This window comes from Reyranella sp. (assembly GCF_017305915.1).
Classification (GTDB): Bacteria; Pseudomonadota; Alphaproteobacteria; order Reyranellales; family Reyranellaceae; genus Reyranella.
On the sequence record NZ_JAFKJN010000036.1, the window covers coordinates 41,797 to 67,886 of the forward strand.

Sequence of the window (26,090 nt, forward strand, 5' to 3'; positions counted from 1 at the left end):
GGCACAAGCCGGTTCAGCGCAGGTCGGCGCAGAACTCCTGGATGCGCTTGCAACCCTCGCGCAGGCTCTCGAGGTCCGTTGCATAAGAAATGCGGAAGTAGGGGCTCATGCCGTAGGCCGTGCCCTGCACGGTCGCGACATGGCGCTCTTCCAGCAACGCGGTGACGAAGTCGGTGTCGGTCTCGAGCTTGCGGCCGGCCTTGGTGGTCTTGCCGATGCAGCCGGCGATGTTCGGGAAGACGTAGAACGCGCCTTCGGGCTTGTGGCAGGTGATGCCCTTGGCTTCACGCAGCCAGCCGACCACGAGGTTGCGCCGGTTCTGGTAGTCGGCGCGATGGCTCTCGATCAGGTCCTGCGGCCCTTCGAGCGCCGCCGTCACCGCAGCCTGGCCGACGGTCGAGACGCCGGCCGTCGCCTGGCCCTGCATGTTCATCATCGCCTGGATCATCGGCTTGGGCCCGCCAGCATAGCCGACGCGCCAGCCGGTCATGGCGTAGGCCTTCGACGCGCCGTTCACCGTGAGCGTGCGGTCCTTGAGCTTCGGCTCGACCTCGGCGATGGAATGCATCTTCACGTCGTCATAAACGAGGTGCTCGTAGATCTCGTCGGACATCACCAGCACCTTGGGGTGCTTCAACAGCACCTCGGCCAGCTCCTTCATCTCCTCGCGCGTACAGACCGCGCCGGTCGGGTTGTTGGGGAAGTTCAGCACCACCCACTTGGTCTTGTCGGTGATCGCGGCATCCAGATCGGCGGCGCGCAGGCGGAACTGGTTGTTCTCCGGGCACGACACCGAGACCGGCACGCCGCCGCACAGCTTCACCTGGTCGGCGTAGCTGATCCAGCCGGGGGCGGGGATGATCACCTCGTCGCCAGGGTTCACGCTCGCCATGGTCGCGCCGAACATGATCTGCTTGCTGCCGTTGGAGACCATGATCTCGTCGAGCGCGTAGTCCAGGTTGTTGTCGCGCTTGAACTTCTTCTGCACCGCCTTCTTGAGCGGCACGATGCCGTCCTGCGGCGGATACTTGGTCTCGCCGGCGAGGGCGGCCGTGTTGGCCGCCTCGATGGCGTTGATTGGCGACTTGAAGTCGGGCTCGCCCGACGAGAGACCGACGATCTTGACGCCCTGGGCACGCAGTTCGCGCACCTTGCGGGTCATGGCGGCGGAGGCGGAAACCTTGACGTTCTTCAGACGCTCAGCGGGCTCGAACATATGACCTTCCAGATGGTGGGCGAGCATTATGACGGCGCGCCCGCAGGCGCAACCAATCCACTCATTTCGAGGTGTAGAACTTGAATCAGCCCCAGGCGAGGCCCGCAGCCTCGATGCCGGCGATGCATACGGCTTCGTCCTCGTCGCCGGTGCCGCCCGAGCCGCCGGCCGCGCCGAGCACAGTGCCGTCCTTGTCCTTGATCAGCACGGCGCCGGTCTGCGGCACGAACTTGCCCTGACCGACGACGGTGAGCGCGCCGTAGAACTGCGGATTGTCCTTGGCCCGCTGCAACAGGCTGCGGCTGGCGGCGCCCATGCCGACCGAGGCGAACGCCTTGCCGATCGCGATGTCGTTGCGGAACATGTTGGCGCCGTCCTCGCGCTGCAGAGCCTTGATGTGGCCGGCATCGTCGAGCACCACGACGGTGAGCGGCCGGGTCTTCATCTCGCGCGCCTTCTTGAGTGCCACCTCGACGATGGTGTTGGCCTGCTGAAGCGTCAGTCTGGACATCGGTTCCCCCTTGGACGACGCACTCTAGCCGGAACCGGGCAGCGGGCAATTCGTTCTGCCTGCATGGCCGCTACGCTCTCGAAGATCGCCCGCGAGGCCAGGCGATGCAGGCGCTGCCCGCTCTACCGGAATGCGACCCAGACCGCGTTTGGCGAGGGGCCTGCCGGCAAGATACTCGACCGCGCGCTCGCGGAGGCTGACATCGACCGCGACGCGGTCTACGTCGTCAACGTGGTGGAGCACTTCAAGAACGGGCCGCGCGGCAAGCGGCGGCTGCACAAGAAGCCCAACCGATCCGAGATCGAGGTCCTGCAAGGTCTGGTTCGACCAGGTACGGGCGCTGGTCCGGCCTCGGATGGTCCTGGCGATGGGCGTCACGGCGGCCTCGGCGTTGGCCGGCAAGGCCGTCACCCTGTCGCGCACGAGCGGCAAGCCGATGGTATTCGCAGATGGCCAGCGGAGAATGGTGACCATCCATCCCTCGGCAATTCGGCAATCCTGCGTGCGCCGGACGAGGCGGGTCGCCGCAGGGCCTATGCCGGGCTGGTCAAGGACCTGAAATCGCTGGCAAAAGCAGCTTCAGAACGGGGTTGACTGTGTAGCGATCCCTAACTATTTTCCGCCCGTCTTTGGAATTCACCCCGGCTCAGCCGGGGCTTTTTGTTGAGATAGTGCCATGAAGATCCGCCATTCGCTGAAGTCCGTGAAGACGCGCCACAAGGATTGCCGCATCGTCCGCCGCAAGGGCCGCGTCTACGTGATCAACAAGACCAACCCGCGCTTCAAGGCGCGTCAGGGCTGAAACAGCGCTTCATAGCGCGGGCGAGCGCCTCGCGCGAACCAGAGCGGCGGAGCCTCCGGCTTCCGCCGCTTTTTCATTTGGCGTAAGCATCCTCCATGCAGATGCCGCCGCTCGACCCCGACATCCTGCGCCGCCGCGGCGAGATCGTGGCCGCGCTCAAGGCCATCGTGCCGGGCGAGGGCGTGATCGACGAGACAGACGGCATGCGCCCCTACGAGTGCGACGCGCTGTCGGCCTACCGCCAGATGCCGCTCGTGGTGGTGCTGCCCGAGACGGTCGCCCAGGTGTCCGCCATCCTGCGCTACTGCCAGGACCACAAGGTCAAGGTCGTGCCGCGCGGCGCCGGCACCTCACTGTCGGGCGGCTCGATGCCGGTGGGTGACGCCATCCTGCTCGGCATGGCCAAGTTCAACCGCATCCTCGAGGTCGACACCGCCAACCGCTGCGCCCGCGTACAGCCGGGCGTGACCAACCTCGGCGTGACCGATGCCGTCCAGCACGAGGGCTTCTACTACGCTCCCGATCCCAGCTCGCAGATCGCCTGCTCGATCGGCGGCAACGTCGCGGAGAATTCCGGCGGCGTGCACTGCCTGAAGTACGGCCTCACCACCAACAACCTGCTCGGCATCGAGATGGTGCTGATGAACGGCGAGGTGATGCGGCTGGGCGGCAAGCATCTCGATGCCGGCGGCTACGACCTGCTCGGCCTGATGACCGGCTCCGAGGGCCTGCTGGGTGTCGTCACCGAGGTCACCGTGCGGCTGCTGCGCAAGCCCTCGACGGCGCGCGCGGTGCTGCTCGGCTTCCCGACCGAAGCAGGCGCCGCCGACTGCGTCGCCGCCGTCATCGCCTCGGGCATCATCCCCGGCGGCATGGAGATGATGGACAAGGACGCCGTCCAGTGCGCCGAGAACTTCGTCGGTGCCGGTTATCCGCTCGACGCCGAGGGCCTGCTGATCGTCGAGCTCGACGGCCCGCCGGTCGAGGTCGACTACCTGGTGGCGCGGGTCGAGGAGATCGCCCGCGGCCGCGGCGCCACCACCTGCCGGGTGAGCCGCGACGAGCAGGAGCGGGTGCTGTTCTGGGCCGGCCGCAAGGCGGCGTTCCCCGCGGTCGGCCAGATCACGCCGGATTACATGTGCCTCGACGGCTCGGTGCCGCGCGGCCGGCTGGTCGAGGTGCTGGGCGAGATGCGCCAGATGAGCAAGACCTATGGCCTGCGCGTGGTCAACGTCTTCCATGCCGGCGACGGCAACCTGCATCCGCTGATCCTGTTCGATGCCAACGACCCCGACGAGCTGCATCGCGCCGAGCAGTTCGGCGCCGACATCCTGCGGCTCTGCGTACGGGTCGGCGGCGTACTGACCGGCGAGCATGGAGTCGGCATCGAGAAGCGCGACCTCATGAATGTGCAGTTCACGGATACGGACCTCGACCAGCAGATGCGCGTGAAGTGCGCCTTCGATCCTGACCATCTGCTCAATCCGGGCAAGGTGTTCCCCAAGCTCAGGCGCTGCGCCGAGCTCGGCCGCGTGGTCGTGCACGACAACAAGATCCCGTTCCCCGATATCCCGCGGTTCTGAGACGATGGCGGGCACGATCAAGCCGCGCGACGCGAAGGAGCTGCGGCAGGCGGTGGAATGGGCGCTGAGCGACGGCGCCACGCTCGACGTGCGCGGCAGCGGCAGCAAGACCGATCTCGGCAAGCCGATGCGCTGCGACCAGGTCCTCGATCTCTCGGGGCTGAGCGGCATCGTCGACTACGCGCCGGAGGAGCTGGTCGTCACCCTGCGCGCCGGCACGCCGATGCGCGAGGTCGAGGCGCTGCTCGCCCAGCGCAACCAGATGCTGGCCTTCGAGCCGCCCGATCTCGGGCCCCTGCGCGGCCGCAGCGCAGGCGAGGGGACGCTGCTCGGCACGATCATGGGCAACTTTGCCGGCCCGCGGCGGCTCTCGGCCGGCGCGGCGCGCGATCACCTCTTGGGATTCAGCGGCATCAACGGCCGCGGCGAGGCTTTCAAGTCCGGCGGCCGGGTGATGAAGAACGTCACCGGCTACGACCTCTCCAAGCTGCTGGCCGGTTCCTGGGGTACGCTCGCCGTGCTCGACGAGGTGTCGGTCAAGGTGCTGCCCGCGCCCGACCAGACCCGCACCCTGCTGCTGCACGGCCTCGAGGACGAGGCCGCCGTGACGGCGATGTGCGCTGCCATGGGCAGCCCGCACGAAGTCTCCGGCGCGGCCCATGTCGGCGAGCGCACAGCACTGCGCGTCGAAGGTGTCGCGCCGTCGGTCGAGGCGCGCATCGAAGGTCTGCGCACGCTCTTTCAGGGCACGAAGATGGATGAGCTCGGCACGCTCGAATCGCGCGCCTTCTGGCGCGAGGTGCGGGATGTGGTGCCGCTCGGTGCCGACCCTGACGATGCGATCTGGCGTATCTCCTGCGCGCCGACCGACGGCGCTGCGGTTGTCGCGCGCATCAAGGCAGGGCAGCCATCCGCCAAGGCCTTCTACGACTGGTCGGGTGGCCTGATCTGGTTGGCGCTTCCCATGCGCGCCGACCACGCGCTGGTGCGCGCCGGTCTCGCCGGCCACGCGACGCTGATCCGCGCGCCGGAGATCGTGCGCGCGGCCGTTCCCGTCTTCCAGCCGCTGTCGCCGGCACTTGCGGCGCTCAGCGCCCGCGTGAAGGAGAGCTTCGACCCGAAGGGTCTCTTCAATCCAGGGCGCATCGGCTAGGGATCGTCTTGACCAGGAAGGCGCTTAGCCGCTGCCGACGCTGTCGGTCACGCATTTCTTGGTGAAGCTGGTCTTGGCGGCGCCATTCAGCTTCTTGTCGGTCGCGGCCGCATCACAGGCCTTCTGCGCATCCGTCTCGCATTTCTTCATGAAGCTGTTGAGCGCCGCGCCGGCCAGCTTCTTGTCGGACGCCTGCGCCTTGCAGGAAGGTTTGGTGTCGGTCGTGGGAGAGGCGGGCGTGCTCGTCTGAGCGAATACCGTCCCGGCGAGTGCCATGCAAAGCACGGCCAACGACATCGTTTTCATGTCCAGTCCTCCGAGGTTCGACCGGCTCCAGAGTCGCAGAAGCCGGTCGGGGGAGGTGTGTCATCGTCGTGGCTGCTCGCGCTTCACTGCCTGCGCAAACTAGCTCGATGGCGGAAAGCGCTCGAACGTCGGCAGCTCGTGCACGCGTTCCATCCAGCCGATGCGCTCGGCGACCTGGATGTGAGCCTGGGCCGGAACAGCGTTCGGGTCGTCATAGGTCGCGCTCTGGATGTCGATGATGCCCGGCAGCATCTGGGTGTTGACGTAGAAGAGGCCGGTGCCGCAGTCGGGGCAGAAATGTCGGCGGCCATTCTCCGAGGAGCTGTAGACCTTCGGAATCCCCTTGGTGATCTTGACGGCATCGACCGGGTACATCGTCCAGCCGACCATCGGTGCGCCCGCGCACCGCCTGCAATCGCTGCAATGGCAGAGCGCATGGGTCAGCGCTTCGCCCTCCGCTTCGTATCGAATCGCGCCGCAATGACAGCCGCCGGTGATGGCCATGTCGTCGCCCTCCTGCATCACGTTACCCAACACGCGACGGCAGCCTACCTAGCCCTGCGGCCGCTTGTCGATGACGCGGCGGGCCTTGCCCATCGAGCGCTCGATGCCGCCGGGCTCGGCGACCTCGATGATGGCGCTGAGCCCGCATATGCCCTTCAGCCGTTCGCCGAGCGCGGCCGCCGATGTCGTCCGCGCCTCGTGCACGGCTTCGAGCCGCGCCTCGACCCGCACCAGCAGGTCGTCGAGCGGCCCGCTGCGGCTCAGCTCGATCACGTAGTGGCCGGAGAGCGCCGGGTCGCGCAGGATCTGCTCCTCGACCTGGCTGGGGAACAAGTTGACGCCGCGCACGATCAGCATGTCGTCGCTGCGGCCGGTGATCTTGGCCATGCGGCGCATCACGGTGCGCGAGCCGGGCTCGAGTCGCGTGAGGTCGCGCGTGCGGTAGCGGATGATCGGCATCGCCTCCTTGGTGAGGGAGGTGAAGACCAGCTCGCCCGGCTGGCCATCGGGCACCGGCGCGCCGGTCTCCGGATCGACGATCTCGGGATAGAAGTGATCCTCCCAGAGGGTCGGGCCGTCCTTGGTCTCGACGAACTCGCAGGCGACGCCCGGACCCATCACTTCGCTCAGGCCATAGATGTCGACGGCGTCGATGCCGACCCGGCGCTCGATCTCGGCGCGCATGCCCTCGGTCCACGGCTCGGCGCCGAAGATGCCGATGCGCATCGCGGTGTCGCGCGGGTCGACGCCCTGGCGGTCGAACTCGTCGGCGATCGCCAGCATGTAGGAGGGCGTCATCAGCACCACCCGCGCGCCGAACTCGCGGATCAACTGGACCTGCCGCTCGCCGAACCCACCGGACATCGGCACCACCGTGCAGCCCAGCCGCTCGGCGCCGTAATGCGCGCCCAGCCCGCCGGTGAACAGGCCGTAGCCATAGGCGTTGTGGATGATGTCGCCCGGCCGCGCGCCGCCGGCGTAGAGCGAGCGCGCCATCAGGTCCGACCAGGTCTCGATGTCCCTGGCCGAATAGCCGACGACGGTCGGCCGTCCTGTGGTGCCGCTCGAGGCATGGATGCGCACGCACTTCTCTCGCGGGATCGCGAGCATGCCGAAGGGATAGGCGTCGCGCAGGTCGCTCTTCTGGGTGAAGGGGAAGCGTCGCAGGTCGTCGAGGGTGCGCAGATCGTCGGGATGAACGCCTGTGGCCGCGCACTTGGCGCGGTAAGGCGCCTGATGGTCGTAGGCGTGGTGCAACGCCTGTTTCAGCCGCTCGAGCTGCAGCGCGCGCAGCGCGTCGAGGGTCAAGCCGAACTCGCGGAAAAGCATGAGTTACTTCTGTGTCCTGGGTTCCAATCCGAAGCGGCGATAGGCATAGCCCAGCCCGAGCAGGGCCGCACCGAGGCCGAGGAAGGAGAAGACCCGCAGCAGGCCCTCGAGCCCGGCCATGTCGATCAGGAACACCTTGGCCACCACCAGGCAGACCAGGACCATGCCGGCGTGCCGCAGCGCCGCGACGTCGCGCCAGAAGCCGAGCGCCAGCAGCGCCACGCCGAACAACAGCCAGACGATCGAGTAGGCGTAGAGCTCGAGTCCTTCGGCGGCGAACCCGTGGCGTTCGAATCCCGGATCGAAGGCGTGTCGGACCTCGAACGAGATGTAGACCAGAGCGAGGATGCTGACCGAGGCCTCGAGCAGCAGGTCGAGGCCGCCGCTGCGCTCGATATCGCTCCACCGTCGCGCCAGGAAGACCATCAGTGCGGGCAGGGCGTAGGCCAGCAGCAGCCCGTTGAAGATTGGCAACGCTCCAACGTCGGCATGCAGATCGATCGGATTGGCCGCGAACACCTGGACGAACATCACGGTGCCGAGGGCCAGGCCGCCGCTCAATCGCCACGCCCATAGCGCCACCGGATCGTGGCGCAGGCGGGCGATCCACAGGGCGGCCAGCGCGAAGGCGCCCCACACCACGACATGGACCGCGCGCTCGAGGAAGGCCGCCTCCAGTGCGTCCATCGAAACGGGGCGGAACAGGATGCGGACCTCGAGGGTCACCATGACGAAGGTGAGCAGGGCGGCCCCGGCCTGGACGGCGCGGCGCAGTCGCTCCTCGCCGAGGAAGCGCGAGGCAACGGCGAGCGCCACGATCGATATCGCGTAGCCCCAGAAGACGCGGCCGTAATGCAGCACCTCGGGATTGAGCACGAAGCGGATCAGCACCGCGGCGAGCAACGGCCAGCAGAGCCAGCGCATCGCGACCAGCGCCAGCCGATCAGCGATGTAGGCCACAGCGGCGAGCTCGATCGCATAGGCGACGGTGATCCACTCGCGGCTGAGCTCGAGCGGGATGGCGGCGGCGATGAAGAACGACACGCCGGCGGCGAGGAAGCCCAGCGCCTCGGTAGCGCCGGCCATGCGCTCGCGCCAGTGCGCCAGCCGCTCGGCGCCGACCAGGAACGGCGCGGCCAGCCCGATGCTGATCAGGCCCCACGGCGTGCCGGCCTCGAGATTGCGCAGTGCCCACCAGGTGAACAGGAAATGCGCCAGCGCCGCCGATACCGATAGCGCCGCCCAGAAGCCCGGTCGCGCCGCGTTCCACATCAGCGCGAAGGCGCCAGCGGCATAGAGCGTGCCGAACACGATGGTGCGCGGGCCGAGCCCGTCGGTGTGGCCGTCGAACCACCACAGCGCGATCGTCGCCAGCGACAGCGCCGGCGCGAGAGCGGCGACGTACTGGAACCGCGGCGTCCAGCGGCCGAGCGCGTAGAGGCCGACGCCGTGCGCGCCCAGCGCCACCCAGCCGGCGGTCTGCCGGCCTTCATCGAGCACGACAAGCACGGCCAGCAGCGCGCCGGTCGTCGCCAGCGCGGCCCAGACCATCGCAGCGACATCGATCGGCGGGTTGTCGCTTTCGCCGAGGCGCCGCCACGTCGTCCAGACGAACAGGCCGGCGACGGCGACCAGGAACAGGCCGACCCAGTGCAGGCCGCTCACATCGGCGAGCAGCCAGATGATCGTCCAGCCGGCGCTGCCGGCCAGCACTCCCCAGCCGAGCAGCCACCATCCCCTGTAGCGGATGACGGCCATCGTTCCCGCGGCGATCGCGAACAGATAGCCGAACAGCACCGGCGTGTTGGGCGTCTCGCTGCCGATGATGGCGGGGCTCGCGAAACCGCCGACGAAAGCGAGGGCGGCGACCAGTATGCCGTGGCGCAACGACAGGCCGATGGCGAAGGCGGTCAGCGCGCCGGCGGCGACGCCCGCCATCGGCTTGGAGACCATGCCGTACAGCGTGACCGCCGCGAACAGTGCGCCGTAGATGGCGGCGATGCCGGCGGCGGCCATTGCCTGGGCGACGCGATCGTCACGCGTCTTCACCTTCTCGGCGCCGCCGATCAGCGCGAAGCCGAACAGCGCGGCGAGGATCACCCGCACCTCGGGTGAGAGCCAACCTTCCTCGATCGAGTAGCGGACCAGGAAGATGGCCGCGAGAGCGAGCGTGATCGCACCGACCCAGATGAAGGCGCGCGCCCCCAGCCGCTGCTCCCAGCCGACCGGCTCGGGGCGTGGAGCCGGAGTCTCCCAGACCGGTGCCGGCGGCGGCACGGTCTCGGCGAAGGGCGGGGGCAGCGCGTCCGAAGGTGCTGGCGGCGGCTCCAGCTCCTGGACCGGCAGGGGCACGGGCGCGGCCTCGACCTCGACGCCGGGCGGCGGCACGGCCGGGACGACGCCTTGCTCGATCCGCCGGCGCAAGGCGGCGACCTCCGACGCGAGCCGGGCGTTCTGCTGCCGCAGATCGGCGGTGCGGACAAGGGCGACGATGGCGGCGATCGGCGTGCCGATCGCTACGAGCAGCACGATCAGTCCCAGCAGGACCAGTCCGCCGTCCACCGCTGCCCCCGCTGAGGTGCCGTTTGGCCGTTACTCCGCCGCCACCCGCTGGGCGGATGAGGCGAAGTCGGCGCGGCGGTCCTTGGCGACCTGGCCGCGCTTGACGACGAGACGATGGTTCTCCTTGCGCGCGGCGCGCTTGATGTCGGCCAACGGATCGCCGTCGCACAGCACGAAGTCGGCCGAGTTGCCTTGCTTGATGCGACCTTCGTCGATGCGCATCAGGTCGGCGGCGCTGGCGGTCGAGAAGAACAGCGAATCGCGGGTCGAGATGCCGATCTCGCACATGAACTCGAGCTCCTTCGCGTTCTCGCCGTGGCGGTTGTGCGGCGTGCCGGCGTCGGTGCCCATCGCGATCTTGCCGCCGGCCTTGTAGTACATCTTGATCGAGGCGATGTGGCGGTCGAACACGCGGCGCGCCTTCTCGATGACGTATTCGGGGATCGAGCGGTCGCCGTCGTCGTAGCCCTTGAGGATGTTCTTCACGGCGGCCAGCGTCGGCACCAGCCACACGCCGCGCTCCTTCATCTCCTGGATGCACTCGTCAGTCATGAAGATGCCGTGCTCGATCGAATCGATGCCGCCGCGCACGGCGTTGAGGATGCCGAGCGCGCCCTGGGCATGGCTGGCGCAGCACTTGTGGAAGCGATGCGCCTCGCTGATGCCGGCCTTCATCTCCTCGGCCGAGTAGTGCGCGTCCTCGGGGTTGACGCCCGGCGTCATCACGCCGCCGGTCGCCATGATCTTGACCAGGTCGGAGCCGGCATGGACCTGCTCGCGCACCGCCTTGATCACCTCATCGACGCCGTCGGCGATGCGGCCGGTGCGGTTGCCGTGGCCGCCGGTCATGCAGATCATGCGGCCGGCGCAGCGCATGGTCGGTCCCAGGAAGCGGCCCTGGTTGTAGGCGTCGCGGATCGCGAACTCGATGTAGTCCTTGCCGCCGCAGTCGCGCACCGCGGTCACGCCGCCCTCAAGCGTGGCGCGCATGAACTCCATGCCGCGCACGGTGAGCTGGGCGGGGCTCATGCGGTCCTGCACCACGCCCGGGTTGCCCTCGGCGCCGCTCAGCGAATGGACGTGGCAATCGATGATGCCGGGGATCAGCGTGCCGCGGGAGGTGTCGACCCTCTCGCCGGCAAAGCCCGTGAACTCGGCCGTCGGCGCCACCTTCCTGACCTTGCCGCCCTCCTCGAGGACTGCCTGGCCATCCAGCACCTTCTCGCCGTCGAAAAGACGGCCGCCGACATACAACGTTGCCATGAACAAAGAACCTCCGATTAGGTGCTGGGCACTATCGTCCTGCGGTGCGCTGGCCGCAACCCAAGGGGTCGTCCGAAACCACGCCGCCCGCCTCGGCCTTTTGGCGCTCGATCTCTGCATCGATGCCGACGATGTGCGGATTCCATTTCTTCGCCAGCTCGAAGGCGGCGGCGGCGCGGGCATGCTCGCCCATTTGCGCGCGGATCATGCCGAGACCGGAATAGGCCCCGAAGTGGCGCGGCTCGCGCTTCACGGTCTCGCAGATGTCGGCGATCGAGGCGGGGAAGTTGCCCATCAGCCAGTGCACGGTGGCGCGCTTGTTCCAGGCCTCGGACAGCTCGGGCGCAATGTCGATCAGCCTGGTGAAGGTGACGACGGCGCTCTGCAGCTCCTGCTGACTCATTTCGGCGATGCCGCGCGCCATAAGCTGGCGCTGCGCCGGATCGGGCGCCATCGTCCACTGCTCCCAGATGCCCTCCTCGAGCGCCTGCACGGCGGAGGGATCGGTCGCGGTCCGCAGCTTTTCGAACAAGGTGTCGAGCACGCCCTGGCTCCCAACGGTCGTCGCCAGCATCAACCCGAGCACCGCCAGCAGGCAAGCCCGCAGGTGTATCATCGGCGCAGACCTGCGGGCCGGGGTCCGCCGGTCGCCCAGTCGAGCAGCTCGACGGTGTGAACGATCGGAATGGTCGTGCCGGCGCCGATGTTGCCGACACAGCCAAAGTTGCCCGAGGCGATGACGTCGGGCCGGACGCTCTCGATGTTGGCGACCTTGCGGTCGCGCAGCCGGCGCGACAGCTCGGGCTGCAGCACCTGGTAGGTGCCGGCCCAGCCGCAGCAGAGATGGCCCTCGGGCACGTCCTTCACGACGAAGCCCGCGTCGCGCAGCAGCTTCTTCGGGGGCTCCGTCACTTTCTGGCCGTGCTGCATGGAACAGGCCGAATGATAGGCGACGGTCAGGGGATGCGGCGTCACGTTGGCGAGACCGACCTCGACCATCAGCTCGCTCACGTCCTTCGCGAGCTTGGCGATGCGCGCAGCCTTGTCGCGCCAGGCGTCGTCGTCGGCGAACATATGGCCGTAATCCTTGACCGTCGTGCCGCAGCCCGAGGCATTGATCACGACGGCGTCGACGTCGGCGGCAAGCCAGGCGTCGATGTTGCGCCGGGCCAGATCGAGCGCCTGCTCGTTGTGGCCGAGGTGCTGGACCGAGGAGCCGCAGCAGCCGGAACCCGCGACATTCACCACCTCGACGCCGTGGCGGGTCAGCAGCCGTACCGTCGCTTCGTTGACCTCGGGGGCCAGCACCTGCTGGCCGCAGCCGGGCATCAGCGCGACCCGCTTCACCTTGCGGCCGACCGCCGGGAAGGTCTGCGGCCGGTCGACCGGCGAGAAACCGGGGATGGTGAACGGGATCGCCTCGATCATCGCCTTCACCCGGCGCAGGAAGGTGGCGCCGCCGGGGTCGGCGCTGCGACGGGGAAGCGCGGCGGCGAGCGGCTTGGCCAGCCGGCCCAGTACCAGCGCCCAGCGGAAGAGCCGGGGCCGCGGCATCAGCAGGCCGAGCAGGCGGCGCATCAGGCGGTCGGGCAGGGCGCGGCGGTAGGTCTGCTCGATATGGTGCCGGCCGTGATCGACCAGATGCATGTAGTTCACGCCCGACGGGCAGGTGGTCATGCACGACAGGCACGACAGGCAGCGGTCGACGTGGCGGACCTCGGGTTCGGTCGGCGCGCGGCCGCCCTCGAGCATGGCCTTGATCAGGTAGATGCGGCCGCGCGGGCTGTCGCGCTCGTCACCCAGCAGAACGAAAGTGGGACAGGTGGCGGTGCAGAAGCCGCAATGCACGCACTTGCGGAGGATCTGGTCGGAGCGCGCCGTCGGCGGATCGGCGAGCTGGCTGAGGGTGAAATTGGTCTGCACCCTCTCTTTTAAGCGCGGAAGCTAGCGGCCGGCCAGAGCCAGCCCAATTCTTGCCTTGATCAGGCCCGACTGCTCGCCGGGAGCGCTCACCTGGGCGGGCAGCTCGGCCGCTGGGATAATGGTTGAGGTGGTCTGCGCCCGCGCGGCGTGCGGGTTGTTGGCGGCGACGACGGCAGCAAAGGTGAGCGCGGTGGCGGCGATCACCAGATAATCGACCCAGTTCAGGGCTGCCCGCCGGGGGCGGTAGGGAACGGCTTTCGCTTTTTGGTCGGGGCTGTTCACGAGCGCCTCACAACTGCTTCTGAAATTTCTACGGAGGTTGCGGCAGCAACATCCCTAGATTTTTCAGATCAGACGTAGGCAATTCTAAGGATATTTGTGGCCCCTGGTGTGCCGAACGGCACGCCGGCGGTGATCACCAGCCGCTCGCCCGGCTTGGCGATCTTCTGCTGGCGCGCCACACGCGTGGCGCGTGCCACCATGTCGGCAAAATTGTGTGCGTCTTCGGTCTGCACCGGATGGACGCCCCAGGTCAGCGTCATGCGCCGCGCGGTGTCGAGGTTGGGCGTCAGGCAGAGGAGGCGCACGTCCGGCCGCTCGCGCGCCGCCCGCAGTGTCGTCGAGCCGGTGTTGGTGTAGGTGACGATCGCCGCGGCGCCGAGCGTATGGGCGCACTGCCGCGCGGCGGCGCTGATCGCGTCGGCGGTGGTCGCCTCGGGCTCGCGGCGGCTGGCATCCATCAGCTTGCGATAGAGCGGGTCGGCTTCGACGCTCTTCAGGATGCGGTCCATCATGGTGACCGCCTCGATCGGATAGTCGCCCGAGGCCGATTCCGCCGACAGCATCACCGCATCGGTGCCGTCGTACACGGCGGTCGCCACGTCCGACGCCTCGGCCCGCGTCGGCGTCGGCGAGTGGACCATCGACTCGAGCATCTGGGTCGCGACGATCGCCGGCCGGCCGAGCGCCCGGCAGGCGGCGAGGATGCGCTTCTGCAGCGGCGGCACCGCCTCCGGCGGCATCTCCACACCGAGGTCGCCGCGCGCGACCATGATGCCGTCGCTCTGCTCGATGATCTCGTCGAGATGCTCGATCGCCGCCGGCTTCTCGAGCTTGGCCATCACCGAGGCGCGGCCGGCGACCAGCTTCTTGAGCTCGGCAATGTCGCGGGCGTGCTGCACGAAGGAGAGGGCGACCCAGTCGACGCCGAGCTCCAGCCCGTAGGCGAGGTCCCTGCGGTCCTTCTCGGTCATCGGCGACAGCGGCACGATCAGGTTGGGCAGGTTGACGCCCTTGCGATCGCTGATCTGCCCGGCGACCTCGACCACGGTGTCGATCGTGTCCTCGGTATGGCCGGTGATGCGCAGCCGCACCTTGCCGTCGTCGACCAGCAGCAGGCCGTCCGGCTTGGCGGCCTTGAAGATCTCCGGATGCGGCAGCGGCACACGCGTCTCGGTGCCGGGCTCGGCCGCCATGTCGAAGCGCAGCGTCTGACCTTTCGTCAGCTCGATCGGCCCCTGGACCATCTTGCCGAGCCGGAGCTTGGGGCCCTGCAGGTCCATCAGGATGGCGATCGGATGCCGGTACTCCTTTTCCAGCTTGCGCAGCAGGTCGACGCGCTGCTTGTGGTCGTGGGGCGCGCCGTGGCTGAAGTTGAGGCGGAAGACGTCGGCGCCCGCCTCGAACAGCGCCTTCAGCCGCTCCGGGCTCGAGGATGCCGGGCCGAGCGTGGCCACGATCTTGGTGAAGCGCTGACGGAACATCATGTCAGTCTAACGCTTCGGCGATGACACTTTGAAGCCGCCGGCCTGCTCGTAGACCTTCACGACAGCCGCGTCGTCGATCTTGCCCCAGCCCGCGCCGGCCGCGGCGAGGAAGAGCTGGTGCGCCGCCGCAGCAAGCGGCAGCGGCAACCGCAGCTCATGGCCGGTGCTCAGCACCAGCCCGAGATCCTTGACGAAGATCTCGACCGCGGAGAGCGGCGAATAGTCGTCGTCGAGCATGTGCGGCACGCGATTGCCGAACATCCACGAGTTGCCGGCGCTGGCCGAGATCACGTCGTAGACCACGCGCGTGTCGGCGCCGGCCTTGGCCGCGAGCGCGATCGCCTCGGCCGCCGTCGCGATATGCACGCCGGCCAGGAGCTGATTCACCGTCTTGACCAGCGAGCCGATGCCCGCCGCCTCGCCGAGGCGAAACACCTTGGCCGACGTCGCCGACAAAATGCTCTCCGCCGCACCGAAGGCCGTAGACGACCCTGAGGCCATGAAGGTGAGCTCGCCCGATTCCGCGCGTGCCCGGCCGCCCGACATCGGCGAGTCGAGCAGCTCGTGCCCGGTCTTCGCCAGCCGCTCGCCCAGCGCGCGGCTGAAGGCGGCCGGCACGGTCGCGCACTGCATGACCACGCCGCCCTTGCGCAGCGTCGATACCGCGCCGGTGTCGCCGAACAGCACCGATTCGACCTGCTTGTCGTTGACCACGGCGACGACGACCACGTCGGCGCCGCCGGCTGCGTCGGCCGGCGTCGCGGCGGTCGTGCCGCCGGCCTCGGTGAAGGCCTTGCGCGCGGCATCGCTGGGATCGACGCCGACGACCTTGTGGCCGTGCTTCAGCAGGTTCTTCGCCATGCCGAGGCCCATCGAGCCCAGGCCGATGAAGGCGATGTCGGGGGTGTTCTTGTCGGTCATATCAGGCCTTGATGCCGTACTTCGCTGCCCAGCCGAGGCCGGCCGCGGTCGTGGTCCTGGGCTTGTATTCGAGCCCGACATAGCCGTCGTAGCCGAGGCCATCGAGCACATCGAGCAGATAGAGGTGATTGGCCTCGCCGACATCCGGCTCGTTGCGCGCAGGGTTGCCGGCGATCTGCACATGCGCGGTGATCGGGAACAGCCGCTCGGTGCGCTTCTGCAGATCACCCTCGGTGACTTGCATGTGATAGAGGTCGAGCTGCAGCTTGAGGTGCGGCGCGCCGACTTCCTTGATGATCGCGTCGACCTGGCTCGTGGTGTTGGTGAAGTAACCGGGAATGTCGCGATGGTTGATCGGCTCCATCACCAGAGTCAGCCCGCTGTTGGCGGTGCGGTCGCAGGCCTTCTTGAGGTTGGACACGAAGGTCTTGTGCATCGCCTGGGCGTCGCCGCCCGCCGGGATCAGGCCCGACATGACATGCAGCGTCCGGCACTCCAGCACCTTGGCGTAGTCGAGCGCCTTGTCGAGCGCCGCCGCGAACTCAGCCTCGCGACCGGGCAGGGCGGCGATGCCGCGCTCGCCCTTGCTCCAGTCGCCCGGCGGCAGGTTGAACAGCGCCTGCGTGAGCTTGTGCTTCTTGAGCTCGGCTGCGATGGCCGCGGCCGGCGCCTCGTAGGGGAACAGGATCTCGACGGCCTTGAAGCCGTGCGCGGCGGCGGCGGCGAAGCGCTGCAGGAGGGGCACCTCCTGGTAGATCCAGGAGAGATTGGCGGCGAGCTTGGGCATCGTTGAATCCGTCTAAGAGGGGAAAGCTTCCTCGACCTCGCGCACCTGCGAGTCGGAGAGCAGGCGCACCCTAAAACCCTGCAGCAGCAGATGGAGCTTGGCGGTCTCCTCGAGCTCCTCGATGGACGCCGAGGCGGCCGACAGGGACGTGCCGGCGACCACCGGGCCGTGATTGGCCAGCAGCACGGCGCGATGGCCCTTGGCGTAGTCGCGGATCGCGTCGGCGAGCTTGGGATCGCCCGGCTTGAAATAGGGCACCAGCGGCAGCTTGCCGACCCGCATCGCGAAGTAGGGCGTGATCGGCGGCAGCGTCGTCTCCTTGTTGTGGTGGCACGACGGATCGAGGCAGGAGATCGCCACCGCATGCGTGCAATGCAGATGCACGATCGCGCCGTCCTTGGGCCGCACGTCGTAGACCGAGCGGTGCAGCAGCGCCTCCTTGGTCGGCGGATCGCCGCCGACATGCTTGCCGTTGGCATCGAGCTTGGAGAGCTGCGCCGGATCGAGCTCGCCCAGCGAGGAGTTGGTCGGCGTCATCAGCCAGCCGTCGGCGACGCGCACCGAGATGTTGCCCGAAGTGCCGGGGCAGAGCCCGCGCGCGGCGAGCTTGGCGCCGAGCGCGCAGACGGCTTCGCGGGATTTGGCTTCGCTGCTCATAGCTTATCGAACGCCTTGGTGAAGAAATCGGGTGCACCGAAATTGCCGGACTTCAGCGCCAGCAGGAGCGGCTGGCCGACCGACGCCGTCCACGGCACGCCGGGATCGATTTCCGGCCCGATGCGCAGCGCCGTCACGTCGAGCGCGCCGACCACCGCGCCCGAGGTCTCGCCGCCGGCGACCACGAGCCGGCCGACGCCGGCCGCGACCAGGCCCTTGGCGAGCTGCGCCATGGTGGCCTCGATGGCGTGGCTCGATTTCTCGACGCCGTATTTCTGCTGCAGAGCCTTCACGGCTTCCGGCTTGTCGCTGGCCGAGAGCAGGATCGGGCCGTTGCCGAGCTTGCCCTTGGCCCAGGCCAATGCCTTGTCGCCAACCGGCTCGCCGCGACAGATGGCGTCGGTATCGAGCGCCAGATGCGCGCCCTTGAAGTTGGCGATCTGCCCCAGCGTGGCGGCCGAGCAGGAGCCTGCCAGCACGGCGGCGGCACCATTGATCTTCGGCAGCGAGTCGGCACCGGACTTGTGCGCGAGCAGGCCACGGCGGCGATAGGCGGCGGGCAAGCCCAGTGCCACGCCCGAGCCGCCGGTGACCAGCGCGTCGTCGCCGACCGCCTCGCCGATGATGCCGAGATCGGTATCGGCTACGGCATCGACGATCACGTGGCGCACGCCGTCGGCGGCGAGCTTGTCGAGCGCGGTGCGCAGGCTCGCGGAGCCGGCCTGGACCTGCTTCAGCGGCACCAGGCCGACCTTGTGCCTGGTCTGGCGCGCCAGCACGCGCACCAGGCTCGAATCCGTCATCGGATTGAGCGGATGGTGGCGCATGTGGGTGTCGCTCAGCAGCAGGTCGCCGACGAACAGATGGCCGAAGAAGATGGTGCGGCCGTTCTCCGGGAAGGCGGGGCAGTAGATCGCCTGTGCGGCCCCCAGCGCATCGAGCAGCGCGTCGCCGACCGGTCCGATATTGCCCCTGTCGGTCGAATCGAAGGTCGAGCAGTACTTGAAGAAGAAGCGCACGCAGCCCGCGGCCTGCAGGGCCTTCAACGCCGCGAGCGATTCGGCGATCGCATCCTTGGCCGCGATCGAGCGCGTCTTGAGCGCGACCACCACGGCATCGACGTCATTGGGGATCGTTCCCTGGGCCGGTACGCCGATGGTCTGGATGGTGCGCATGCCGTTCTTGACCAGCATGCCCGCGATGTCGGTGGCGCCGGTGAAATCGTCGGCGATGATCCCGAGAATGGCCATGGCGCGACCCTAGGCGATCACGGTCGCGGGCATCCAGAACTTTCGCCGCCGCGAGCGGCGGCGCTGCTCGTCCTCGCCGTCATAGACGTGCAACGGCGGCGCCGGATCGAAAGTGTCGCGGATGTCGAGTGCGTTGACGTTGAGGGTGGCGATCAGTCGGCCCTCGTCCTCCATCACGGCGCCGACATAGGCGCCGCACTTGCTGCACACGAGATAGTCGGTGATGCCGAGGCCGAAGCGGTAGCGGGACATGGCGCCGGGTGCGGCACGGAACTCGACCGACGAGTCGGGGCCGTCACCCATGGTCCGCGCGCCGTGGCGGCGGCAGAAAGTGCAGGAGCAGCGGCCGGGCCGCATCGCGGCCGGTTCTTTGGGCGACTCGAATTTGATCTGGATCGCGCCGCAGTGACAGGAACCGGGATAGGTCGTCATGTCCTCACCGTCTTCCGGCGTTTTCGGTCGTTATCGGTCCGTCTTCGACCGTTTTCGACCGTTTTAGCCGTTTGTTTCCAACTCTCCGTTATCGGCTCCTCCCTGACGGGATGAAGCCCATGCGCGTCTACATAAGCATGCCCCGCAGGCCGACACCTAATATGGGCAATGGACGGTGCGCAAAGGCCCTGAAACGTGGGTCCAGGAGGCGGTCCATTGCCCATAATGCGCCTCGCGATTGCGCACTATCCACAGGCTTTACGGCGCGATCAGCGTCGCGCGGAAGTCGTTGACGTTGGTGGATCGCGAGTCGTGCCCTGGACGCAGGCACGGTCGACGTCTCAGGTCTGCTTCGGTGTCTCCGCAGCTATCGTCTGCATGCTGGTTCTCCGATTCAACCGGTTGTCGACTCCGGGACGGTCGTGGTATCAGGCCCAACATGACTTGCATATTTCCGTGCAGCTTCGAACAGCCGCATCGACCCATCCGGTCGCGGGCGGCCGTTCGTGCGCGCGGAAGGTGTTAGCGGTCCACCAGCTTCGCCCTCCAGCGCTCCATCGGCTGGAGGGCTTCGTCTAAGGCTTCTCCGGCAGAATCACTCCGGAACAGCCGCATGTACCTCTCCCTCGCAACGACCCACCGACCAGCCACCGATCTCGGGTTCCTGCTGCACAAGAATCCCGTCCGCCTGCATGAGACGGCGCTGACGTTCGGCAAAGCCTTCCTGTTTTACCCCGAGGTTTCGGTCGAGCGCTGCGAGGCGGCCCTCGTGCTCGACGTCGATCCGATCGAGTTAGTGCGCGGCAAAGGCCGTGCGGATGGGCTGCTGGACCAATATGTCAACGACCGCCCCTACGCCGCCTCATCATTCCTCTCGGTCGCGCTGGGTCGCGTTCTCGGCACCGCCATGGCCGGCAACTCGCGCGAACGGCCCGATCTCGCTGCAACGGCGCTCCCGCTCGAGGCGGCGGTCACGCCCGTCTCAGGCGGCGAGGCACTGATCCGCGGGTTGTTCGAGCCGCTGGGCTGGAATGTGTCGGTCGACGTCCTGCCAGCGGACTACGCCACGCTTCGCCTGTCGGGCACGGCACGGCTGCAGGCGCTGCTCAACCATCTCTACGTCCTCATCCCGGTACTCGACAACGACAAGCACTACTGGGTGGGCGAGGACGAGGTCACCAAGCTGTTGAAGCGCGGCGAAGGATGGCTCGAGACCCATCCAGCGCGCGAGACGATCGTCGGCCGATATCTCAAGCACCGGCGCGGCCTGGCGCGCCAGGCGCTCGAGCGGCTGGTCCCTGAGACCGAGAAGGAGGCCGACGGCAGGGACGAGCGCCTGACGCGCGAAGACGCGATCGAGATCCCATTGCGGCTGAACGACCAGCGGCTCGAGGCCGTGGTCGAGGCTCTACGTGCGGCACGAGCCCGCAAAATCGCCGATCTCGGCTGCGGCGAGGGCAAGCTCTTGCAGCGCCTGTTGCGCGAGCGCTGGATCGAAAGTCTCGTCGGCGTCGATGCCAGTACGCTGAGTCTCGACCGCGCCCAACGCCGGTTGAAGCTCGACCTCGCGAGCGGTCCGTCGCTGGGCCGCGTCCGTCTGCTGCACGGCGCCCTGACCTACCGGGACAAGCGCTGGGAAGAGGCAGATGCGGCCGCGCTCGTCGAGGTGATCGAGCATCTCGACTCTGATCGGCTCCCGGCGCTCGAACAGATCGTCTTCGGGATCGCTCGACCGAAGACGGCCGTCGTGACCACACCAAACGCCGACTACAATGTACTGTTTCCCAACTTGCCGCCGGGCGAGCTGCGCCATCCCGACCATCGGTTCGAATGGACGCGCGCGCAATTCCACGGCTGGGCTGAGGAGGTCGGGCGGGCCCACGGCTATGGCCTTGCGTTCGGCGAGATCGGTTCCCGGCACGAGGCATTTGGCGCTCCGACGCAAATGGCGGTGTTCAGCCGGGAGGCCGCATGAGCGCGCTGGCCATTCCCGATTTCTCGCTGGTCGTCCTGATTGGTGCGACCGGCTCAGGCAAGTCGAGCTTCGCGGCCAAGCACTTCAAGCCCACCGAGGTTGTGTCCTCCGACCGCTGCCGCGGACTGGTGAGCGACGACGAAACCGACCAATCGGTCAGCGCCGATGCCTTCGACCTGATGCGCACGATGATCGAAAAGCGCCTGAAGCATCGTCGGCTCGCGGTGGTCGACGCCACCAACGTTCGCGCTGCCGACCGCAGGAGCTGGATCGAGCTGGCGCGCCGATGGCACGCGCTGCCGGTGGCGATCGTCGTCGATCCCGGCATCAGCGTCTGTATCGAGCGCAACCGGCTGCGCTCCGACCGTCCGTTCGGCGGCGACGTGGTGAAGCGCATGGCGTCCGAGATCCGGCGCGGGCTGCGCGGCCTGCAGCGCGAAGGCTTTCGCCGCGTGTGGCAGCTCGACGGTGAGGTGGCGATCGACGCTGCCACCGTCACGCGGCAGCCGCTCTGGACCGATCGCCGCGCCGACAGCGGCCCATTCGACATCATCGGCGACGTTCATGGCTGCGCCGACGAGCTGCAACAGCTTCTGACGGCGCTGGGCTACGAAGTCACGTGGAGCGGCGAAGGTGTCGAGCGCGCCGTGAGCGTGCGGGCAGGCCATGGCCGCAAGGTCGTGTTCGTCGGTGACCTGGTCGACCGCGGTCCCAAGGTACCGGATGCGCTACGCATTGCCATGAGTATGGCCGAAGCGGGAACGGCCTACGTCGTGCAGGGCAACCACGAGCGCAAGCTCGGTCGCTGGCTCGAAGGTCGCAAGGTGGTCGTGGCGCACGGCCTGCAGAACAGCATCGACCAGCTCGCCGTCGAGGGCGAGGGATTGCGCAAGGCCCTGCCGGATTTCCTCCAGTCGCTGCGCAGCCACTACTGGCTGGATGGCGGGCGGCTTGCGGTCGCCCATGCCGGCCTCAAGGAAGAGATGATCGGCCGCGGCTCGGGCGCGGTTCGCGAGTTCTCGCTCTACGGCGAGACCACCGGCGAGATCGACGAGTTCGGCCTGCCGGTGCGTGCCGACTGGGCCGCGAATTACCGCGGCGATACTGCGATCGTGTACGGCCACACTCCTGTGCCCCGGGTACAGTGGGTCAACAACACCCTGTGCGTCGATACTGGCTGCGTCTTCGGCGGCAAGCTCACGGCGCTGCGCTGGCCGGAGAAGACCGTCGTCGAGGTTCCGGCGCTGCAGGTCTGGAGCGAGCCTTTGCGTCCTCTGGCACCGGTCGGGCCGGAGCGATCAGCGCAGGCATTGGCGGACGACCTACTCGACATGGAGGATGTTACTGGGCGGCGCTCGATCGACACCGAGTTGCGCGGCCGAGTCGTGATCGCCGAGGAGAACGCCTCAGCCGCCCTCGAGGCGATGAGCCGGTTTGCGATAGCGCCGCAGTGGCTGGTCTACCTGCCGCCGACCATGTCGCCCTCGGAGACGAGCAGCGCGGAGGGCTGGCTGGAACGGCCGGAGGAGGCGTTCGCTCATTTTCGCGAACGGGGCGTGGTGCAGATCGTGTGCGAGGAAAAGCACATGGGCTCGCGCGCGGTGATTGCCCTCTGCCGTTCAGCGCGCGCCGCGGCCTCCCGTTTCGATGCCCGCAACGGCGAGATCGGCGCGATCTGGACGCGCACCGGTCGGGCCTTCTTCGACGCGGCGACGACTGAGGGTTTGCTGGCGCGCCTCCACACGGCAGCGGAAAAGGCCGGCCTGTGGGACGAACTCGCGACCGACTGGGTGTTGTTGGATGCGGAGATCATGCCGTGGTCGGCAAAAGCCCGGACTCTGATCGACAGCCAGTACGCGCCGGTTGCAGCATCCGCCGAGGCCGGCCTCGCGGCTGCGCAGGACGCGCTCGCGCGGGCCGGGGCAAATGGCGCGCCTGTGGCGACGCTCGCAACGCGTTTCGGCGACCGCCGCCATCGGGCGGCTCTCTACGGCAAGGCATGGGCGCCCTATGTTTGGCCCGTGGCCGGGCTGGATGACCTGAAGGTGGCGCCGTTCCATGTGCTGGCGAGCGAAGACCGGGTGTGGTTCGACCGCGACCATGCCTGGCACATGGGCTGGTCGGACAAATTGACGGGCACGGGCCAACCGTCGCTCGCCGCGACTCGCTGGCGCTCGGTGGAGCTGGCGGACGCCGCAGCGTGCGGCGCGGCGATCGCGTGGTGGGAAGAGCTGACCGAAGGCGGTGGCGAAGGCATGGTCGTCAAGCCGCTCGCGTTCATCGCCCGCGGCACGAAGGGACTCGTGCAGCCGGCGCTCAAGGTTCGCGGCCGCGAATATCTCCGCATCATCTATGGGCCGGAATACGACGCGCCGGAGCATCTGACCCGCTTGCGCGCACGCGGCCTCGGCGGCAAGCGCGCTCTGGCGTTGCGCGAATTCGCACTCGGCCATGAAGGGCTCAAGCGCTTCGTTGCGCGCGCGCCGCTGCGCCGCGTGCACGAATGCGTCTTCGGCGTGCTCGCCCTGGAAAGCGAACCGATCGATCCGCGGCTTTGACGGCGATGATCTGACGCCGTCTACGGCGCGATCAGCGTCGCGCGGAAGTCGTTGACGTTGGTGCGGGTCGGGCCGGTGATCAGGCTGTCGCCCAGCCGCTCGAAGAAAGCATGGCCGTCATTGTCGTCCAGCATCGCCTGCGGATCGCGGCCGACGTCGCGGGCGCGCGCGAGAGTATCCGGCGTGAAGATCGCGCCGGCGATGTCCTCCGCGCCGTCGACACCGTCGGTGTCGGCCGCCAGGCCCCAGATGCCCGGCTTGCCGTTGGCCGCGATCGCCTGGGCCAGCAGATATTCGACATTGCGGCCGCCGCGACCCTTGCCGCGCACCGTCACCGTCGTCTCGCCGCCGGACAGGATCACGGTCGGGCGATTGGGGCGGCGGGCGATGTCGAGCGCCCGGGTCGCGTGCTCGGCACCCAGCAGGCGCGCTTCGCCTTCGAGATTGTCGCCAAGCATCACCACCTCAATGCCTTTCTGGCGAGCGACGGCCGCCGCCGCTTCGAGCGAACGCTTGGGCGTGGCGACCATCACGGTCTCGACCCGCGCGAGGCGCGGATCGCCGGGCTTGGGCGTCTCCTCGATCTTGCCGGCGGCGCCGGCCTCGAGATGCGCCCGCACGGCGGCGGGCGGGCCGATCCGGTATTTGGACAGCACGGCGAGCGCATCGGCGAAGGTCGTGGCGTCGGCCACGGTCGGGCCGGAGCCGATCACGCCGGGATCGTCGTTGGGCACGTCGGAGATCAGCCACGACAACACGCGCGCCGGCTGCGCCGCGATCGCCAGGCGTCCGCCCTTGATGGCGGAGAGGTGCTTTCGCACCGTGTTCATCTCGACGATGTTGGCGCCGGACTTCAGCAGGGCGCGATTGACCTCCTGCTTGTCGGCGAGCGTCAGGCCGGGCGCGGGCAGGGCCAGCAGGGCGGACGCGCCGCCCGAGATCAGGCACAGGACGAGATCGTCGGGCGTGAGGCCATTCACTTTCTCGAGGATGCGGCCGGCGGCGGCGCGACCTTTTTCGTCGGGCACGGGGTGCGCCGCCTCGACGATCTCGATTCGCTTGCAGGTCTCGCCGTAGCCGTAGCGGGTGACGACCAGGCCTTCGAGCGGGTGACGCCAGCGATCCTCGACGGCGCGCGCCATGGCGGCGCTCGCCTTGCCGGCGCCGATCACCACCGTGCGGCCTTTCGGCGGCTGCAGCTTGTCGATATGGGGTGCGAGGCACGTGGCGGGCCGGGCCGCCGACAAGGCAGCGTCGAACAGGGCGCGCAGAAGGGCGCGAGCGTCCTCGTCTTTCATTTGCGCAATCTTCACACTATAGGGGCGCGATGCAACAACTCCTCGGCGCTCACTTACTTCAAGAGGGCGATCCTCCGCCTTTTTCGGTGTTCAACGAGAACGGCAAGGCGCCGCTGCTCCTGCTCTGCGATCACGCGAGCAAGGCCGTGCCGAAGGCGCTGGGCGATCTCGGCATCGCCGCGGAGGAGCTGTCGCGCCATATCGGCTGGGACATCGGCGGCCTCGATGCCGCGATCGAGCTGTCGAAGATCCTCGACGCGCCGCTGGTGGCGTCGGGCTATTCGCGGCTGGTGATCGACTGCAACCGCTGGCCGGGCGGCGAGGGCTCGACGCCGGAGATCAGCGACAAGGTGCCGATCCCCACCAACAAGGGCCTGACCCGGGAGCAGGTCGACGCGCGCGCCCATGCCTGCTTCTGGCCCTACCACCAGGAGGTCGACCGACAGCTCGATCGCATGACGGCGGCCGGCCGCGCGGTCTGCCTGCTGGTGATGCACAGCTTCACGCCGGAGATGAACGGCTTCAAGCGCCCGTGGCATGTCGGCGTGCTGTGGAATGACGATCCGCGCCTGCCCGATCCGCTGCTGGCCGAGCTGCGCAAGGATGCGTCGCTGGTGGTCGGCGACAACGAGCCCTATTCGGCCCGCGCCTCCTACGAATACACACTGACCGCGCATGCCAAGCCCCGGGCGCTGCCGCATTGCTCCCTGGAGGTCCGCCAGGACCTGATGGGCACGCCGGACGACGCCCGGGTCTGGGGCCGCCGGCTCGCCGCGCCGATCCGGGCGGCCGTTGCGATGGCCCTGGGCTGAGCCCATATTTCGCCGAAGGAGAAATCCCATGGACGACAAGACCAAGACCGAACTCGAAGCCGCCGCTTTCCGCCGCCTGGTCGCGCACCTGCAGGAGCGCACCGACGTGCAGAACATCGACCTGATGAATCTCGCCGGCTTCTGCCGCAACTGCCTGTCGCGCTGGTACCGCGAGGAGGCGGGCAAGAAGGGTCTCGAGGTCGCCGATCCTGCGGCGCGCGAGATCGTCTACGGCATGCCGTACGACCAGTGGAAGGCCAAGTACCAGAAGGAAGCTTCGGGCGACCAGAAGAAGGCCTACGACGAGGCCGGGCATAAGCACTGATCGACAGACCCTCCCCATTCATATGGCTCTCGGATTCACACATCGTTGTGTGGGAGGGAATGGCCGTATCTGATGGCGCGGAAGTCGGCGAGGCCGATGCGCATGACCTTTGGTCCTGGTTTGCCATAGTAGCCGGTCCATCCGCCGAGGCGGGCGA

At 68.0% G+C, this 26,090-nt stretch carries 25 protein-coding genes; 8 read left to right on the plus strand and 17 right to left on the minus strand.

The annotated features are described in order from the left end of the window. Positions 1-13: 13 nt before the first annotated feature. A complete protein-coding gene (locus tag J0J01_RS28975) occupies positions 14-1,216 on the minus strand; it encodes a pyridoxal phosphate-dependent aminotransferase (RefSeq protein WP_296387101.1) in 1,203 nt (400 codons plus the stop codon). An 85-nt stretch (positions 1,217-1,301) separates the two neighbouring features. After that, positions 1,302-1,727, minus strand: coding sequence for a heme-binding protein (locus J0J01_RS28980; RefSeq protein WP_296387102.1), 426 nt, complete (start codon positions 1,725-1,727; stop codon positions 1,302-1,304). A 63-nt stretch (positions 1,728-1,790) separates the two neighbouring features. Between J0J01_RS28980 and J0J01_RS28985 the strand changes: the two genes are divergently transcribed. The 4 genes from J0J01_RS28985 to glcE all read left to right on the plus strand — a co-directional run bounded on the left by J0J01_RS28985 (position 1,791) and on the right by glcE (position 5,265). After that, positions 1,791-2,321 (plus strand): hypothetical protein, encoded by a 531-nt coding sequence (locus J0J01_RS28985; protein ID WP_296387103.1) that lies wholly within the window; start codon positions 1,791-1,793, stop codon positions 2,319-2,321. Between the two features lie 82 nt (positions 2,322-2,403). Beyond that, positions 2,404-2,529 (plus strand): type B 50S ribosomal protein L36, encoded by a 126-nt coding sequence (ykgO, locus tag J0J01_RS28990; protein ID WP_296387104.1) that lies wholly within the window; start codon positions 2,404-2,406, stop codon positions 2,527-2,529. 95 nt (positions 2,530-2,624) lie between these two features. Then, positions 2,625-4,112, plus strand: a complete 1,488-nt coding sequence (locus J0J01_RS28995) for an FAD-linked oxidase C-terminal domain-containing protein (protein ID WP_296387105.1) — start codon at positions 2,625-2,627, stop codon at positions 4,110-4,112. Between the two features lie 4 nt (positions 4,113-4,116). Beyond that, the gene (gene glcE, locus J0J01_RS29000; RefSeq protein ID WP_296387106.1) at positions 4,117-5,265 is read left to right on the plus strand and encodes a glycolate oxidase subunit GlcE; all 1,149 of its coding nucleotides are present in this window, start codon (positions 4,117-4,119) and stop codon (positions 5,263-5,265) included. A 24-nt stretch (positions 5,266-5,289) separates the two neighbouring features. On the opposite strand, the gene J0J01_RS29005 is transcribed toward glcE, so the two are convergent. From J0J01_RS29005 to J0J01_RS29070, 14 genes are all read right to left on the minus strand, one after another. Then, positions 5,290-5,571 carry a hypothetical protein gene (locus J0J01_RS29005; protein ID WP_296387107.1) on the minus strand — a complete coding sequence of 94 codons (282 nt, stop codon included), beginning with the start codon at positions 5,569-5,571 and terminating at the stop codon, positions 5,290-5,292. A gap of 99 nt (positions 5,572-5,670) precedes the next feature. Then, the gene (locus J0J01_RS29010; protein WP_296387108.1) at positions 5,671-6,075 is read right to left on the minus strand and encodes a GFA family protein; all 405 of its coding nucleotides are present in this window, start codon (positions 6,073-6,075) and stop codon (positions 5,671-5,673) included. A gap of 48 nt (positions 6,076-6,123) precedes the next feature. Beyond that, the gene (paaK, locus tag J0J01_RS29015; RefSeq protein WP_296387109.1) at positions 6,124-7,404 is read right to left on the minus strand and encodes a phenylacetate--CoA ligase PaaK; all 1,281 of its coding nucleotides are present in this window, start codon (positions 7,402-7,404) and stop codon (positions 6,124-6,126) included. 3 nt (positions 7,405-7,407) lie between these two features. After that, complete coding sequence (locus J0J01_RS29020; protein ID WP_296387110.1) at positions 7,408-9,966, minus strand: DUF2339 domain-containing protein; 2,559 nt, start codon at positions 9,964-9,966, stop codon at positions 7,408-7,410. A 30-nt stretch (positions 9,967-9,996) separates the two neighbouring features. Continuing rightward, complete coding sequence (locus J0J01_RS29025) at positions 9,997-11,229, minus strand: amidohydrolase family protein (RefSeq protein ID WP_296387111.1); 1,233 nt, start codon at positions 11,227-11,229, stop codon at positions 9,997-9,999. 31 nt (positions 11,230-11,260) lie between these two features. Beyond that, positions 11,261-11,845 (minus strand): tetratricopeptide repeat protein, encoded by a 585-nt coding sequence (locus J0J01_RS29030; protein WP_296387112.1) that lies wholly within the window; start codon positions 11,843-11,845, stop codon positions 11,261-11,263. Beyond that, a complete protein-coding gene (gene glcF / locus J0J01_RS29035) occupies positions 11,842-13,152 on the minus strand; it encodes a glycolate oxidase subunit GlcF (RefSeq protein WP_296387113.1) in 1,311 nt (436 codons plus the stop codon). Before glcF ends, J0J01_RS29030 begins: the two co-directional genes overlap by 4 nt. A gap of 21 nt (positions 13,153-13,173) precedes the next feature. Continuing rightward, entirely contained in the window at positions 13,174-13,434 is a 261-nt protein-coding gene (locus J0J01_RS29040) for a hypothetical protein (protein WP_296387114.1), read from the minus strand. Positions 13,435-13,502: 68 nt separating this feature from the next. Next, positions 13,503-14,915, minus strand: a complete 1,413-nt coding sequence (pyk, locus tag J0J01_RS29045) for a pyruvate kinase (RefSeq protein ID WP_296387128.1) — start codon at positions 14,913-14,915, stop codon at positions 13,503-13,505. A gap of 9 nt (positions 14,916-14,924) precedes the next feature. Further along, positions 14,925-15,839: an L-threonate dehydrogenase gene (ltnD, locus tag J0J01_RS29050; protein WP_296387115.1), complete on the minus strand. Its 915-nt coding sequence runs from the start codon at positions 15,837-15,839 to the stop codon at positions 14,925-14,927. Between the two features lies 1 nt (position 15,840). Further along, complete coding sequence (gene otnI / locus J0J01_RS29055) at positions 15,841-16,626, minus strand: 2-oxo-tetronate isomerase (protein WP_296387116.1); 786 nt, start codon at positions 16,624-16,626, stop codon at positions 15,841-15,843. Between the two features lie 12 nt (positions 16,627-16,638). After that, on the minus strand, positions 16,639-17,283 hold the full coding sequence (gene otnC / locus J0J01_RS29060) for a 3-oxo-tetronate 4-phosphate decarboxylase (protein ID WP_296387117.1): 645 nt from the start codon (positions 17,281-17,283) through the stop codon (positions 16,639-16,641). Further along, a complete protein-coding gene (gene otnK / locus J0J01_RS29065; RefSeq protein ID WP_296387118.1) occupies positions 17,280-18,533 on the minus strand; it encodes a 3-oxo-tetronate kinase in 1,254 nt (417 codons plus the stop codon). Before otnK ends, otnC begins: the two co-directional genes overlap by 4 nt. A 9-nt stretch (positions 18,534-18,542) precedes the next feature. Then, the gene (locus tag J0J01_RS29070) at positions 18,543-18,965 is read right to left on the minus strand and encodes a hypothetical protein (RefSeq protein ID WP_296387119.1); all 423 of its coding nucleotides are present in this window, start codon (positions 18,963-18,965) and stop codon (positions 18,543-18,545) included. A 613-nt stretch (positions 18,966-19,578) separates the two neighbouring features. On the opposite strand from J0J01_RS29070, the gene J0J01_RS29075 reads away from it, so the two are divergent. Together J0J01_RS29075 and J0J01_RS29080 are read left to right on the plus strand one after the other, a co-directional pair. Continuing rightward, positions 19,579-20,940: a 3' terminal RNA ribose 2'-O-methyltransferase Hen1 gene (locus tag J0J01_RS29075; RefSeq protein WP_296387120.1), complete on the plus strand. Its 1,362-nt coding sequence runs from the start codon at positions 19,579-19,581 to the stop codon at positions 20,938-20,940. Next, the gene (locus tag J0J01_RS29080; RefSeq protein ID WP_296387121.1) at positions 20,937-23,498 is read left to right on the plus strand and encodes a polynucleotide kinase-phosphatase; all 2,562 of its coding nucleotides are present in this window, start codon (positions 20,937-20,939) and stop codon (positions 23,496-23,498) included. Before J0J01_RS29075 ends, J0J01_RS29080 begins: the two co-directional genes overlap by 4 nt. Before the next feature lie 20 nt (positions 23,499-23,518). On the opposite strand, the gene J0J01_RS29085 is transcribed toward J0J01_RS29080, so the two are convergent. Continuing rightward, a complete protein-coding gene (locus J0J01_RS29085; RefSeq protein ID WP_296387122.1) occupies positions 23,519-24,796 on the minus strand; it encodes a glycerate kinase in 1,278 nt (425 codons plus the stop codon). An 86-nt stretch (positions 24,797-24,882) separates the two neighbouring features. Here J0J01_RS29085 and J0J01_RS29090 point away from each other — a divergent pair, with 86 nt between their 5' ends. Together J0J01_RS29090 and J0J01_RS29095 are read left to right on the plus strand one after the other, a co-directional pair. Next, entirely contained in the window at positions 24,883-25,608 is a 726-nt protein-coding gene (locus J0J01_RS29090; RefSeq protein ID WP_296387123.1) for an N-formylglutamate amidohydrolase, read from the plus strand. A 28-nt stretch (positions 25,609-25,636) separates the two neighbouring features. Next, complete coding sequence (locus J0J01_RS29095; RefSeq protein ID WP_296387124.1) at positions 25,637-25,933, plus strand: DUF1244 domain-containing protein; 297 nt, start codon at positions 25,637-25,639, stop codon at positions 25,931-25,933. Positions 25,934-26,090: the final 157 nt, after the last annotated feature.